The sequence below is a fragment of the Pseudomonas sp. Pseusp88 genome, assembly GCF_047303955.1.
Taxonomy (GTDB): Bacteria; Pseudomonadota; Gammaproteobacteria; order Pseudomonadales; family Pseudomonadaceae; genus Aquipseudomonas.
Map to the genome: position 1 here is coordinate 185,943 of NZ_JBGLYM010000001.1, position 14,180 is coordinate 200,122.

Here is a 14,180-nt window from a genome sequence, read left to right on the forward strand (position 1 = left end):
GCACGATCGCACTGTAATTGTGCGTTCGTTGTGTCGAGATATGCTGTTTTATGCTCGTGACAAGGGTCAACACCCTGAATTCAATGAAAATTCACGAGATGGCAAGGTTTCTGCTTAAGGGGTAATGACCCATGCACTGATGCAGTCGCTGTGACGAATGCAGTGCGGCAGGCGGAGCGGGGATGTGTTTCGTCAGAAGCGGTTTTCTGGGGTTGGTCGGGCCTGAACGGGTGACCGACACGTTACAAAGCCAGGTACTGCGCTTAGACTTGAGACGGGTTTGTTTTCCTGGGGCAAGTCCACCAATTCGGGAGAAAGTTTCATGAAGCTAGTCACTGCAATCATCAAGCCGTTCAAACTGGACGACGTGCGCGAGTCGTTGTCCGAGATCGGCGTGCAGGGCATCACCGTTACTGAAGTCAAAGGCTTCGGTCGTCAGAAGGGCCACACCGAGCTGTATCGCGGTGCGGAATATGTAGTCGACTTCCTTCCCAAGGTGAAGATCGATGTTGCCATTGACGACAAGGATCTGGATCGCGTTATCGAGGCGATAACCAAAGCAGCCAACACCGGCAAGATCGGTGACGGCAAGATCTTCGTGGTCAATCTGGAACAGGCTATTCGCATCCGTACCGGCGAAACCGATACCGACGCAATCTAAGCCGCCAAACCCCAACGCCCCAGGAGAAACAATATGACTCTGCGTCAATTCGCAGGGCTAGGAGCCCTGTTGTCCCTTGTAATACCTGGTCTGGCCCTGGCGGCTGACCCGGTACCAGCACCTGTCCTCAACTCCGGCGATACCGCCTGGATGCTGACGTCGACAGCACTGGTTCTGTTTATGACCATTCCGGGCCTCGCGCTGTTCTACGGCGGCATGGTGCGCTCGAAAAACATTCTTTCCGTGATGATGCAGTGCTTCGCCATTACTGGCCTGATCAGCATCCTGTGGGTCATCTACGGCTACAGCATCGCGTTTGACACGACCGGCATGGAAGCGAACGTTGTCAACTTCAACTCCTTCTTCGGCGGCATGGGTAAAGCGTTCCTGGCGGGCGTGACACCATCGAGCATCACTGGCGCGGCTGCACTCTTCCCTGAGGCCGTCTTCGTTACCTTCCAGATGACTTTTGCCATCATCACTCCGGCATTGATCGTCGGCGCCTTCGCAGAGCGCATGAAATTCTCCGCGATGCTGGTGTTCATGGGCATCTGGTTCACTCTGGTCTACGCACCAATCGCTCACATGGTCTGGGGCGGCGTGGGTGGCCTGTTGTGGGACTGGGGCGTTCTGGACTTCGCTGGCGGCACCGTGGTGCACATCAACGCCGGTGTTGCCGGTCTGGTGGCCTGCCTGGTGCTGGGCAAGCGCAAAGGCTTCCCGACCACCCCGATGGCTCCGCACAACCTGGGCTACACCCTAATCGGCGCAGCCATGCTGTGGGTTGGCTGGTTCGGCTTCAACGCCGGTTCCGCTGCTGCTGCCAACGGCACCGCAGGCATGGCCATGCTGGTTACCCAGATCGCTACCGCCGCTGCAGCGCTGGGCTGGATGTTCGCCGAGTGGCTGACCCACGGTAAGCCAAGCGCCCTGGGCATCGCCTCGGGTGTGGTTGCCGGCCTGGTTGCCATCACTCCGGCTGCCGGTACCGTTGGCCCAATGGGCTCGCTGGTCATCGGCCTGGCTGCAGGCGTGGTCTGCTTCTTCTGCGCCACCAGCCTGAAACGCAAACTGGGCTACGACGACTCCCTGGACGCCTTCGGCGTACACGGTATCGGCGGTATCCTCGGCGCGATCCTGACCGGCGTCTTCGCAGCGCCTTCGCTGGGCGGCTTCGGCACCGTGACTGACATCGCAGCTCAGGTGTGGATCCAGTGCAAAGGCGTAGGCTTCACGGTCATCTACACCGCGATCGTGACCTTCATCATCCTCAAGGTGCTGGACGCGGTCATGGGCCTGCGTGTCACCGAAGAGGAAGAAGCTGTCGGCCTCGACCTTGCTCAACATAACGAGCGTGGCTACAACCTGTAAGTCAGCGCAAAAAAAATGCCCGGTTTACCGGGCATTTTTTTGTCTGGTGTTTGTCAATTAGCCAAGTTGGAGCACAAGCGTTATTGCGCTGGGACGGCTTTTTCGCCGATGATTTCGTCATTGTTGGGTCTTACTGGCAGCCTGCCTGTCAGACCTTTGGCTAACTTGTTGAAAAGCCGGTTTATTACGCTCTTTGTTTTTTCTTCAGGCGCGTTAGAATGCGCGCCGAGCATGCGGAGAACGGTATGTGGCAACAAACCAGAATCACCCTGAGGGCCAGGCCCCGAGGGTTCCATCTGGTGACCGACGAGATCCTCGCGGGCCTGCCAGGGCTTCGTGAATGTCGTATCGGGCTGCTGCATTTGTGGCTGCAACATACCTCGGCGTCGTTGACCATCAACGAGAACGCCGACCCGGCGGTACGCCGTGACTTCGAACGTTTTTTCAACCGCCTGGTGCCCCAGGGCATAGCCGGTTATGAACATGACGACGAAGGACCGGACGACTTGCCGGCGCATTTCAAAGCCAGTTTGCTAGGCTGCCAGTTACTGTTGCCGGTTACGGCAGGGCGATTGGCAGTGGGGACATGGCAAGGCGTTTATCTTGGCGAACACCGTGATGCGGGTGGTGCTCGCAGCGTCCTCGCCACTTTGCAGGGCGAGGGTGCATGACCGTCGGGATGCCGACGGCTGTTGAATTTTTTCTGGCTGTGTTCGAAATTGGACGCAGCTGGGCTATAACTAATCTGCTTTCGCAAGTCATGAGGTAGAACATGAGCGACGACGACAACGACGATCTGGTTGATGATCTGGAAGGGGAAGAGGACGGCGAGGAGCTTGCAGCTGCTCCCGAAGACGATGGCACGGAAGTCGACGACAGCGTAGAAGTCTCGGCTACTCCCACCAAAGGCAAGGCCAAGGCCGCTGTCTCGGTGGACGAACTGCCTAGCGTCGAGGCCAAGAACAAAGAGCGTGATGCTCTGGCTCGCGCTATGGAAGAGTTCCTCGCTCGTGGCGGCAAGGTGCAGGAAGTGGAGGCCAATGTGGTCGCCGATCCGCCCAAGAAGCCTGACAACAAATACGGCAGCCGCCCTATCTAAGGTGTTGGCCGCTGTATGAAAAAAGCCCGCTGTCGCTGCGGGCTTTTTTTTGCCTGTTGAACGGCCAACCTTGGAGCAGTGGGAGCGGATTCATTCGCTCCCACAATGGATTTCCACAAAAGATATTGGTCAGGCCCAGCGAGCCAACACCTCGGACAATTCGGTCAACCTTCTGATCTCCGCATCCGGCCGCACATCTCCTTCCCAGACCTTGCCGCCCGGGTTGTACCAGACGGCGCGCATGCCTGCCCGCTGAGCACCGGCAACATCGTCGCTGGGGTGATCGCCAATGTGGACGGCGGCACTGGCCTCGACCTGGCCGCGCTTGAGCGCTTCCATGAACGGCGCCGGGTCGGGCTTGCCAATGCCCAGATCTTCAGCGCACAGGGCAAAGGCGAAATAATCCGCCAGCCCCAGACGACGCACGTCGGCATTGCCGTTAGTGATCACCCCCAGGGTGTAGCGCTGGGAGAGAATTTCCAGGGTCGGCACCACCTCGGGGAATATCTCCACCTGATGCCGCCCATGCAGGAACACCTCGAAGCTCTGCCCTGCCAGCTCGAATGCCTGCTCGTTAGGGTAGCCAGCGTCTTCCAGGGCATGGAACAGCACCCGGCGGCGCAGCGCGCTGATGCGGTGGCGATACGAAGGGTCCTCTTCCACCAGCCGCGCGCGAATCTCCCATAAGTGTTCCACCGGCACCGGTCCAAGCTTGGGCGCGTTTTCCGCCAGCCAGTCACGCAGGCCGGCTTCGGCGCCAATAATGGCTGGCGCGGTGTCCCATAACGTGTCATCCAGATCGAACGTAACCAGCTTAATGCTCATTGTCGGAAGAACCTTTGCGTTTGGCCCGTGGATGGGCGCTGTCGTACACCGTGGCCAAATGCTGGAAATCCAGGTGCGTATAAATCTGCGTGGTCTTGATATCTGCGTGGCCGAGCAGCTCCTGTACCGCGCGCAGGTCCTGGGAGGACTCCAGCAGGTGACTGGCAAAGGAGTGGCGCAGCATGTGCGGGTGCAGGTTCTGCCCCAGCTCACGCACGCCTGCGGCCTTGATACGCACCTGAATGGTCCGCGGGCCAAGGCGACGACCCTGTTGGCTGATAAATACCGCATCATCCTGAGGATTGGCCTGGCTACGAAACGACAGCCACGACTGCAGCGCCTCACGGGCCTTACGGCCTACAGGCAGCACGCGAGTCTTGCTGCCCTTGCCCAACACCTGCACCAGACCGTCATTCAGATCCAGCTGATCGAGATTGAGCCCGGTCAGCTCGGACAGGCGCAAACCGGAAGAATAGAACAGTTCCAGAATCGCCTGATCGCGATGAGCGAGAAAATCGTCCTCGATGGCGCCATCCAGCAGTTGCAGGGCGCGATCGGTGTCGAGAGTCTTGGGCAGGCGGCGCTCGCCCTTGGGGGGTGACAGGCCATTGGCCGGATCATGCTGGCAGAGGCCTTCGCGATTGAGGTACTGGTAGAAACCGCGCACCGCCGACAATAGCCGCGCCAGACTGGGAGACGACTGGCCCTTCTGATGCTGACGGGCCACCAGGCTGCGCAGGCGCGCCGTATCCAGCGCGGTCCAGCTGGTGATCCGCTCTTTCTCGCAAAACGCCAGGACCTTGTTCAGGTCGCGGCGATAGGCATCCAGGGTATGGGGCGACACTTGGCGCTCACTGCGCAAATGCGTGCAGTAAGCTTCCAGTTGTCGTTCCATCGCTAGCGCACCGAACGCAGGGCGTGGGTAAAGCGCGGCAGCAGGCGGCTCAGGACATCCGCAATGTAGTTGAGAAACAGCGTACCCACCGAGCTCTTGTAGTGCTGCGGATCGCGGCTGCCGATGGCCAGTACGCCATGCAGGCCGAGATGGTTCAGGGTGACGATGGCGGCGGAGCCGACTTCCTTGCTCTGCTCGGCACCGAACAGAAAGGCCAGCTCATGCTCACGGAAGGTGCCACAGACGGTTTTCTCGCCCATCAGGCCGCCAATGGCCTTCTGTGCTTCGGCGCTGCTGACCCAACGGCCCACCGGCATGGCGCTGTCACTGAACAGAATCAGGCTGACAAACGGCACCATGAATTCCTGGCGCAGGCTGTCTTCCACAGCAATCACGATTTCTTCGAGGCTGACGGCATCCATCAGCGCCAGGTTCAGACGCCGGGTCTTGTCGAACAGACGATCATTGTCCCGGGCCACGTCCATCAGTTGCGACAGGCGGTGGCGCATCTCGATATTGCGCTCGCGCAGCAACTTGAGCTGGCGTTCGACCAGCGAGACCGTATCGCCACGCTGGTGGGGAATGCGCATCGAGACCAACAGTTCGTCGTGCTCGGCAAAAAAGCCCGGATGCTGGAGCAGGTAAGCAATGACCGCCTCTGCTTCAAGGTTGGGCGTTGCGGTATCGACGGGCGACTCGCTGGGCTTTTCGGTTGAAGTCTGAGGCTGATCAGTCATTGGATATGCTCACTCATAGACGAACTTGGCCTTCGTAGACCCGTACAGCCGGGCCTGTCATCACCACCGGCTGGCCGGGACCGGCCCATTCGATGGACAGTCTGCCGCCAGGCAGGTCGATCAGTAGCGGTGAATCCATCCAGCCCTGGCTGATGGCGGCCACTGCGGCTGCACAAGCGCCAGTGCCACACGCCTGGGTTTCCCCGGCGCCACGTTCCCAGACGCGCAATTGTGCACGCTGACGGTCCACCACATGCAGGAAACCGACATTGACCCGCGCCGGAAAGCGCGGATGGTTCTCGATCTTCGGCCCCAGCTCATGCACCGGCGCACCATTGATATCGTCGACACGCAGCACAGCATGGGGGTTGCCCATGGACACGGCAAACAGCTCGACCGCCTGGCCTTCGACATCCACGCTGTAGTTCAGCGCCTGTTCGCTGGCCTGGAACGGAATCTGCTCCGGCACCAGCCGTGGCTGGCCCATGTCGACGCTGATCTGGCCGTCGCTGCGAATATCCAGCTCGATGATGCCGCTCTTGGTCTCGACGCGAATCTGCCGCTTGGCGGTCAGGCGCTTGTCCAGCACAAAGCGGGCAAAGCAGCGCGCACCATTGCCGCACTGCTCAACCTCGGAGCCATCGGAGTTGAAGATCCGGTACCGGAAATCCACATCGGGATTGTTCGGCGCCTCGACCAGCAATAACTGGTCGAAGCCGACACCGGTATGCCGGTCACCCCATTGCTTGGCGTGCTTGGGCAAAATATGCGCGTGCTGACTGACCAGGTCGAGGACCATGAAGTCGTTGCCCAGGCCGTGCATCTTGGTAAAACGCAGCAGCATGGGTCACTCCGGCAGCAGGCTTTCGCCGGCATACAGCTCGGCCACGGTTTCGCGGCGGCGGATTTCGAATGCCTGGTCGCCATCTACCAGCACCTCGGCGGCGCGGCCGCGGGTGTTGTAGTTGGAACTCATGACGAAACCATAGGCCCCGGCCGAGTGGACGGTCAGCAGGTCACCTTCGGCAAGGCTCAGGTCACGGCTCTTGGCCAGGAAGTCGCCGGTCTCGCAGATCGGGCCAACGATGTCGTAGTTGCGGGTCTCGCCATCGCGCGGACGCACGGCCTTGACGTCCATCCAGGCCTGGTACAGCGCCGGGCGGATCAGGTCGTTCATCGCCGCATCGACAATGGCGAAATCCTTGTGTTCGGTGTGCTTGAGGTATTCGATCTGCGTCAAAAGGACCCCGGCGTTGGCAACAATAAAACGCCCCGGCTCGAACATCAGGCCCAGGTCGCGCCCTTCCAGACGGGAACGCACGGCCTTGATATAGGACTCGGCCAGCGGCGGCTCTTCATCACGATAACGCACGCCAAGACCGCCACCCAGATCGATGTGACGCAGGTGGATACCGCAATCACCGAGGCGATCGACCAGATCCAGCAGGCGATCCAGGGCATCGATGAAGGGTTCCAGAGTGGTCAGCTGCGAGCCGATATGACAATCGACGCCGATCACTTCCAGGTTTTGCAGGTGCGCGGCACGGATATACACGTCTTCGGCGTCTGCGATGGCGATGCCGAACTTGTTTTCCTTGAGGCCGGTGGAGATGTACGGGTGAGTGCCGGCATCGACATCCGGGTTGACGCGCAGGGAGACCGGCGCGCGAACGCCCAGTTCGGCGGCAACCAGTTGCAGGCGCTCCAGCTCGTCGGTGGACTCGACGTTGAAGCAGTGCACGCCCACTTCCAGCGCGCGACGCATGTCTTCACGGGTCTTACCGACGCCGGAGAACACGATCTTGTCAGGTTGGCCACCTGCAGCCAGCACACGCTCCAGCTCGCCACGGGAAACAATGTCGAAACCAGCGCCCAGACGCGCCAGGACATTGAGCACGCCCAGGTTGGAGTTGGCCTTGACCGCGAAGCACACCAGATGCGGCATGCCGCTCAGCGCGTCGGCGTAAGCCCGGTACTGCGCTTCGATGTGCGCGCGGGAGTAAACGTAAGTCGGCGTACCGAAGCGCTCGGCAATGGCAGACAATGCCACTCCCTCCGCGAACAATTCACCGTCGCGGTAGTTGAAGGCGTCCATGTTAGTCCTTACAAAGTCGAGTGCTTGTGCGATTGCGATTTGCCTTGCTGGGCGGACGAGGTCTCGCCATCAGGCATATACAGTGGGCCTTTCTGGCCACAGGCGCTAACAAGGCAGGCGACCGCGAGGAGCGCGGCAACGGAAGAGATCAGGCGCTTCATGCGAAATCCTTTGGAAAGCGTTAATTGCGCCCGAGTATACCGGCCACCTGTCAGCTTGCCTATGCGGCGAACCTCCCGTCCGGCGGGCCTTTGACGCGAGTATTGGCTATTTATGACAAGGATGCGGATTATTGGCGTCCTGGCCGGTAGGCTTTGCATTTGCCTGAAAGCGACCGTATCTTGCGTCGCTGTGCCATCAGTAGACACTTTTCGAGGTTCCCGTAATGAGTTTGACCGAAGCCCGCTTCCACGATCTGGTCGATGCCACCCAGGAAAAGCTGGAGGATATTTTCGATGAAAGTGGTCTCGATGTGGACCTGGAAAACTCGGCTGGCGTGCTGACCGTGAAGTTCGAAAACGGCGCCCAGCTGATCTTCAGCCGCCAGGAATCCCTGCGCCAACTGTGGCTGGCGGCCCGTTCCGGTGGTTTCCACTTCGACTACGACGAAGAAGAGAAACGCTGGAGCTGTGACAGCAGCGACGAGCTGCTGAGCGAAATGCTGGCGCGCTTGGTCAAGGAACAAACCGGTATGGATCTGGAGTTCGACGAGATCTGATGGTGAGCGACTCGCCCGCAACCACCCCGACGCCACGCCCGCCCAAGCCGCTATTCAGCAATGTCAGCCCGGCGGTGTCGTCGCCGTGCGTCAGCCTGTGCCGCCTTGACGAGCAGAAAGTCTGCATGGGCTGTTTTCGTCATGTGGAAGACATCCGCGAATGGCGCTCGGCCGATGACGACAGGCGGCGGCAGATCAAGGCGCAGGCGCAACTACGCCGGGAAAGTGCCTCGCAGAGCACCTGAGCCTTCAGGTCATTGTGGGAGCGAATTCATTCGCGAAGAAGCCCTTACATCCGATAGCTATTTATCGCCTGGAATACCGCTTCGCGAATAAATTCGCTCCCACAAAATTCGCTTTCACTTCCCACACTTTGAGTTGCCTTACTACGCCCGCGCCATCGCCTCGTTCAGCGATTTCTCCAGATCCGCCTTATAGCGCAGGAACAAAATACTCTGCCCATGGGTATCGCCGAGCAGCCCGGACAGGTCCAGGTCGGTGATGTAGCAGCGATAGCGCTGGGGTTCGTGGCGTTGTTCGAGAATCTGTTGCGCCACCACATCGAAGAGCTGATCGCCGTACTCCAGCTCCGACACTTCCTGATCGTTGCAGTACAGAGTCACGCTGATCTGCCCCGGCGAGGCCTCCTCCACAATCGCCTGTACGTCGTAGAACGGTTTGTCCACCGCCGTCGGTACGGAGCGCTGTTCGATGCGCCGGGCACGGCCCGGCCCGGTGGGCAGGATTTTGTAGTACAGGGTTTCCAGGGAAATCGGCTCCTGCGGGTTTTCCAGCGGCAGCATTGCCCCACGCCGGTAAACCAGCGCCTGCAAGAAACGCTGCAACGGTAACAGCAGGCTTTGTTCGTCGTGATACGGCAGGCGCTGGTGCCACAGCGCGTTGTGCTCGTCGAGCACATAAAGGTCGGCGCTGGGTTCGTTGATCCGGTAGAACACCTGAATGCATTCGGGCTGGCCATGGGGCAGGATCAGCGTCAGGTCGTGATCATCCAGCGCCTGGGGGTCCAGATGCAGCGGGCTGTAGCTCGGCAGTTCGCTGCCCAGGTAATCAATCAGGCTCGACCAGTCCGGCAGCGAAACGTGATTGACCTGGCCGGGGATCATTTCCAGTACGTGATACTGCTGCTGCACCTGAATCAGATAGCGATGGTTCAGGCGTCGGGCCAACAGCAGCCGGGCGGTCTTGATCAGTTCTTCGACACGCAGGGCAATGGCCGGCGCACGGTTGTGGCAGAAGCAGCACACTCGAATGGTTGGCTGCGGCTGGCCTTCGGGCAGGCTGTTGAGCAGCTCCTTCATGCAGTCGAGCAGGGCGTGAGCACCGTCGAAGCGACTGACCTGGGTTTCATTCCAGCTGTTGAGGGTGATCTGGTCCAGAGTCAGCACCAGGTTTTCCCGCACCCCGGCATAACTCAGCGAGTCGGTACGCTCGGTGGTCATGAGGATATTCAGCTCGCGGTGATGCTTGAGCGGATCGACCCCGACATTGACCAGCAATAGAATCTGATCAGGCACACTGGGGCTGAGCAGACGCTCTTCGCTGACCACCGGCAACGGCAATTCGACCGCCTGCTGCAGAGCGCCGAGCAGGTTGAACAGCTCAAGCTCCGTCAGATCGCTGCTGCCCGGATGCAGCGCCAGGCGAGTGCTGCTGTCTATCACGCTGTTGCGATGACACCAGGCCAGCAACTCAAGCAACTCGCGGCTGCGCTTGATCGGGGCAAAATGCTCCCACTCGTGGGCACCGAGACTACCGTTGTACAGGCCCCACTGATTCTTGCCCGGCTCACGCTTGTTGGGCGACTGCACCAGAGTCAGGGTGTCTTCAGCCATGTCCGGGGCGATACCGGGATTGATGAACTCGACCTTGCCCGCCTTGCGCTCGAATGCCGCATACAAACGCCGCCCCAACACATTGAGGTCGCGGGTATTGATCGAGCTGGCCACCTGTTGTGTGCGGGCAAACTGGGTCAGGAAGCGATAGCTGTAGTTCAGCTCGTTGACCAGCGCCCGACGCTCGTGGGTGACCTGGCGGACTTTCCACTGGTTGCGGCTGTCGAGCAGCATCAAATGGCGCTCGTCCCAGCCCCAGGCCCGGGTCAGGCGTTCAAGCAAATCTCGCTGCCAGCTGGTACTACGCGAGCGGGACAGGCCGGTGAGGCGCTTGTTCACCTTCAAATAAAGACTGCGCCGCACCAACTCAAGACGCTCTGGCTCGGCCCGTTCGGTCAGATACTCCTCAATACGCCTGTAAACCATCATGTAGGGGTCCAGCTCATCGAGGTGCAACCGATTTGCGAACACCGCCTGCTTGAAGCGCATGCTCAGGCACTGCACCTTGGGGTGCTCGCTGGCATAGACCTCGGTCAGCAACAGCTTGAGCACTGACTTGTAGGGTGACTCTATCCCCTTGAACAGCTGCCAGAGGCCCGCGCCAATGTATTCACCTGCGGGGATATGGGCCATGTTGCCCAGATCGAGGATCTCATCGGAGCGAATGAAACGCTTGGATAGCAACGTGTGGGTGTATTCGGCGTAGCGCGGTTCCTCGTAGACCGGCACCAGCCACCACACCGGCGTGCGCCCGGCCAGCCAGATCGCAGTGCGATAAAACTCGTCGAGCAATAGATAGTGCTGCGTAGTGCCGCAGTCTTCCGAACTGAGCCGGGCATCGCGGTCGCCCACGGCAAAGCGCTGCGGGTCGATCAGGAAGAAGTGCACTTCGGCGCCCTGGGTCGCGGCCCAGGTTTCCAGTGCCGCACATTTTTTGCGCAGTTCGGCGATATCGTCAGGGGCCAGGCCAGGCTCGTGACAGACCCAGACATCCATATCGCTCTGTTCGGCCTGGGCCAGGCTGCCGAGGCTGCCCATCAGGAATATCCCGTGGATCGGGTCGGGTTGAGGGCCGCGCCGCGGCTTATAGGAGAAAGAGCGCGTCAGCCGCTGAGCCTCGGAAAGCACCTGGGCCTCGGGCTCATAACTCGACACACCCGCAGGCGTGCTGCCGGAAACATAACCGGGCAAGAGCGGATGATTGACGTGGAAGAACAACGGCAGAAGGGTCAGGACAGCTTGCTGGCGGGTAGATAGCCCGTCCATGGCACGGCTGAGCCGCCCGGCGTTGAGCGTCAGGAAACGGTTACGAAGCTGGCTGAGAACCTTACGGTCGATGCCCTCATCCAGGTCAGGGCGAATCTCGGAGGTACGCGTCATCGCAACTTTAAACCGGCTGGCAAGGCTCGAAAGGTGGCATTCAGGGATCAAGCAGTCGAAAGCTGAATACGTGCTTTGCGTTGATTATTATTCTGGCGCCAATTTTTTATCGGCCGATTCCGGCAAAGATTAAGGGCTCGCAACGACTTTTTGCAAGGCGAGCCCCGGCGTACTCCCCCCGATATGGATCAGGCGGCTTCTTTTTTTACGTTAAGAATGGTCAGCAGCGACTGCGCGTGCTCGGCAGCTTCGAGTCCAAGGCTCGTCAGATAGCCGCCATCGACCTGGGTCGTGAGGCCCTTGTCGAAAAGTCGTTTCGCGGCGGCGATGGCAGTTGGAGCAGCCACATGATGGACCTTGAGGCCTTCATGGGTGCTGCCCAGATTGAACAGTGCAAGAATTTCCAGTTCGGCAACCAACTCAGGGGTATACGACATAGGTACTCCAGACTTTTCTAGTAATACGCCTCGCGAGCGGGGGCGGTCAGTTCTGGAACCAGTGCTGGTGAGCACGCGGTCGGTGCTCGTCGGTTCTGAATGACCGTTAAAGCTGGCTTGGCGTGACGACCCCGTGGAAACCTGTGGCAGCGGGGCCTTTGCAGTGTAGCCAGCGTCTGGTTTTTTTGCAGCCGATATCTTACTGGGCTTGCGGGGGCAGCTCTGGCAGGGCGCGCAGGGCCTTTTCGTACCATTCGGTATTGAAGGCACGGTCTTCTTCGAGCAGGGCGTCGATCTCCACGGCCAGCACGTGGGCCATCATTTCCAGGATCTCTTCACGCTCGTAACCCACCAGGGTCAGCTTGTTGAACGTAGCCTTGGCGGCAGGCGGGTTGTCGCTTTCGATCTGATTCTCGATGGCCTGGATCAGCGTGGCTTCGGCGAATTCTTCTTCATCGTTGTCGATTGGGTCGGTCATGGGGATGCTTCTCAAAAGATTTGCTGCGCGAATCGACGCAGCTCGGTGGGACCGGCTTCAGCCGGGAAGGTGTCTTCCCGGCTGAAGCCGGTCCCCACAATATTGATGATTGCTGCCAGGGATCAGCGCGCAGCCAACAATGCCCGGCCGCGGCCAACCGCAGCGCGAACCTGGGCCGGAGCAGTACCGCCGATATGGTTACGGGCGTTGACCGAGCCTTCCAGGGTCAGTACGGCAAAGACGTCCTGCTCGATCTGATCGCTGAATTTGCGCAGCTCTTCGAGGCTCATTTCCGCCAGATCCTTGCCCGTGTCCACACCGTATTTAACGGCATGGCCGACGATTTCGTGGCAGTCACGGAATGGCAGGCCGCGGCGTACCAGATAGTCCGCCAGGTCAGTTGCAGTGGAGAAACCGCGCAGGGCCGCCTCGCGCATCACGTCGTGCTTGGGCACGATGGCCGGGACCATGTCAGCGAAAGCACGCAGCGAGTCACGCAGAGTATCGGCGGCGTCGAACAGCGGTTCCTTGTCTTCCTGGTTGTCCTTGTTGTAGGCCAACGGCTGGCCTTTCATCAGGGTCAACAGGCCCATCAGGGCGCCGAAAACACGTCCGGTCTTGCCACGCACCAGTTCCGGAACGTCAGGGTTTTTCTTCTGCGGCATGATCGAGCTGCCAGTACAGAAACGGTCAGGCAGATCGATGAAACGGAACTGGGCACTGGTCCACAACACCAGCTCTTCAGAGAAGCGCGACAGATGCATCATCGCCACGCTGGCCGCCGAGCAGAACTCGATGGCGAAGTCGCGATCGGAAACACCGTCCAGGGAGTTGCCGCCCACGGCGTCGAAACCCAGCAGTTTGCAGGTCAGTTCGCGGTCGATCGGGTAGGTGGTGCCCGCCAGTGCCGCGCTGCCCAGCGGCATGCGGTTCAGGCGCTTGCGGCAGTCGACCAGACGTTCGTAGTCACGGCTGAGCATTTCGAACCAGGCCAGCATGTGGTGGCCAAAGGTTACTGGCTGAGCGGTCTGCAAGTGGGTGAAGCCCGGCATGATGGTCTCGGCTTCACGCTCGGCCAGACCCAGCAGGCCCTGTTGCAGGCGATTGACTTCGGCCAGGATCAGGTCGATTTCGTCACGCAGCCACAGGCGGATATCGGTAGCCACCTGATCGTTACGGCTGCGCCCGGTGTGCAGTTTCTTGCCGGTGACGCCGATGCGGTCGGTCAGACGGGCTTCGATATTCATGTGCACGTCTTCCAGATCGACGCGCCATTCAAAAGTACCGGCCTCGATCTCGGTCTGAATGGTTTTCAGGCCGTCGATGATGGTGTCGCGCTCGGCATCGGTCAGCACGCCAACGTGGGCGAGCATGGTCGCATGGGCGATGGAGCCCATGATGTCGTGGCGATAAAGGCGCTGGTCGAAAGTAACGGAGGCCGTGAAGCGCGCGACGAAGGCGTCGACGGGTTCACTGAAGCGGCCGCCCCAGGACTGGTTGGTCTTGTCGGTGCTCATGGATTCGCTCGAATGATCTGCGGAAATAGTGACGTGCCCGTGCTTGTTTCGGGCCGTTACAGATAATAACAGGGTTGTCGTTTATTTATCCCCGGGCCGCTTGCCGAGGCCATC

General features: G+C 59.9%; 16 protein-coding genes. 6 read left to right on the forward strand and 10 right to left on the reverse strand.

Annotated elements, in window-relative coordinates; translation table 11 throughout:
- Positions 1-322: 322 nt before the first annotated feature.
- The 4 genes from glnK to sutA all read left to right on the forward strand — a co-directional run bounded on the left by glnK (position 323) and on the right by sutA (position 3,131).
- Entirely contained in the window at positions 323-661 is a 339-nt protein-coding gene (gene glnK, locus ACCD02_RS00875) for a P-II family nitrogen regulator (RefSeq protein ID WP_002555808.1), read from the forward strand.
- A gap of 33 nt (positions 662-694) precedes the next feature.
- Complete coding sequence (locus ACCD02_RS00880; protein WP_413298052.1) at positions 695-2,032, forward strand: ammonium transporter; 1,338 nt, start codon at positions 695-697, stop codon at positions 2,030-2,032.
- A gap of 245 nt (positions 2,033-2,277) precedes the next feature.
- Positions 2,278-2,703 carry a secondary thiamine-phosphate synthase enzyme YjbQ gene (locus tag ACCD02_RS00885; protein ID WP_413298053.1) on the forward strand — a complete coding sequence of 142 codons (426 nt, stop codon included), beginning with the start codon at positions 2,278-2,280 and terminating at the stop codon, positions 2,701-2,703.
- Between the two features lie 101 nt (positions 2,704-2,804).
- On the forward strand, positions 2,805-3,131 hold the full coding sequence (sutA, locus tag ACCD02_RS00890) for a transcriptional regulator SutA (protein WP_259101300.1): 327 nt from the start codon (positions 2,805-2,807) through the stop codon (positions 3,129-3,131).
- 129 nt (positions 3,132-3,260) lie between these two features.
- Here sutA and ACCD02_RS00895 read toward each other — a convergent pair whose 3' ends face one another.
- The 6 genes from ACCD02_RS00895 to lptM are packed head-to-tail and all read right to left on the reverse strand — an operon-like array spanning position 3,261 to position 7,844.
- A complete protein-coding gene (locus ACCD02_RS00895) occupies positions 3,261-3,956 on the reverse strand; it encodes an HAD family hydrolase (protein WP_413298054.1) in 696 nt (231 codons plus the stop codon).
- The gene (xerC, locus tag ACCD02_RS00900; RefSeq protein WP_413298055.1) at positions 3,946-4,851 is read right to left on the reverse strand and encodes a tyrosine recombinase XerC; all 906 of its coding nucleotides are present in this window, start codon (positions 4,849-4,851) and stop codon (positions 3,946-3,948) included. Before xerC ends, ACCD02_RS00895 begins: the two co-directional genes overlap by 11 nt.
- 2 nt (positions 4,852-4,853) lie before the next feature.
- Positions 4,854-5,588, reverse strand: coding sequence for a DUF484 family protein (locus ACCD02_RS00905; RefSeq protein ID WP_413298056.1), 735 nt, complete (start codon positions 5,586-5,588; stop codon positions 4,854-4,856).
- Positions 5,589-5,601: 13 nt separating this feature from the next.
- The gene (dapF, locus tag ACCD02_RS00910) at positions 5,602-6,432 is read right to left on the reverse strand and encodes a diaminopimelate epimerase (protein WP_413298057.1); all 831 of its coding nucleotides are present in this window, start codon (positions 6,430-6,432) and stop codon (positions 5,602-5,604) included.
- A gap of 3 nt (positions 6,433-6,435) precedes the next feature.
- Positions 6,436-7,683 carry a diaminopimelate decarboxylase gene (gene lysA / locus ACCD02_RS00915; protein WP_413298058.1) on the reverse strand — a complete coding sequence of 416 codons (1,248 nt, stop codon included), beginning with the start codon at positions 7,681-7,683 and terminating at the stop codon, positions 6,436-6,438.
- Positions 7,684-7,691: 8 nt separating this feature from the next.
- Positions 7,692-7,844 (reverse strand): LPS translocon maturation chaperone LptM, encoded by a 153-nt coding sequence (gene lptM / locus ACCD02_RS00920; RefSeq protein ID WP_259101289.1) that lies wholly within the window; start codon positions 7,842-7,844, stop codon positions 7,692-7,694.
- 224 nt (positions 7,845-8,068) lie between these two features.
- On the opposite strand from lptM, the gene cyaY reads away from it, so the two are divergent.
- Entirely contained in the window at positions 8,069-8,401 is a 333-nt protein-coding gene (gene cyaY, locus ACCD02_RS00925) for an iron donor protein CyaY (RefSeq protein WP_413298059.1), read from the forward strand.
- Complete coding sequence (locus ACCD02_RS00930; protein WP_413298060.1) at positions 8,401-8,646, forward strand: DUF1289 domain-containing protein; 246 nt, start codon at positions 8,401-8,403, stop codon at positions 8,644-8,646. The genes cyaY and ACCD02_RS00930 overlap by 1 nt, the downstream gene beginning before the upstream one ends.
- Before the next feature lie 141 nt (positions 8,647-8,787).
- On the opposite strand, the gene ACCD02_RS00935 is transcribed toward ACCD02_RS00930, so the two are convergent.
- The 4 genes from ACCD02_RS00935 to argH all read right to left on the reverse strand — a co-directional run bounded on the left by ACCD02_RS00935 (position 8,788) and on the right by argH (position 14,066).
- Positions 8,788-11,634 (reverse strand): class I adenylate cyclase, encoded by a 2,847-nt coding sequence (locus ACCD02_RS00935; protein ID WP_413298061.1) that lies wholly within the window; start codon positions 11,632-11,634, stop codon positions 8,788-8,790.
- Between the two features lie 188 nt (positions 11,635-11,822).
- Positions 11,823-12,071: a TIGR02647 family protein gene (locus ACCD02_RS00940; RefSeq protein ID WP_413298062.1), complete on the reverse strand. Its 249-nt coding sequence runs from the start codon at positions 12,069-12,071 to the stop codon at positions 11,823-11,825.
- A gap of 199 nt (positions 12,072-12,270) precedes the next feature.
- Positions 12,271-12,549: a hypothetical protein gene (locus tag ACCD02_RS00945; protein WP_413298063.1), complete on the reverse strand. Its 279-nt coding sequence runs from the start codon at positions 12,547-12,549 to the stop codon at positions 12,271-12,273.
- A 122-nt stretch (positions 12,550-12,671) separates the two neighbouring features.
- Positions 12,672-14,066 carry an argininosuccinate lyase gene (argH, locus tag ACCD02_RS00950; protein ID WP_413298064.1) on the reverse strand — a complete coding sequence of 465 codons (1,395 nt, stop codon included), beginning with the start codon at positions 14,064-14,066 and terminating at the stop codon, positions 12,672-12,674.
- Between the last annotated feature and the right edge of the window lie 114 nt (positions 14,067-14,180).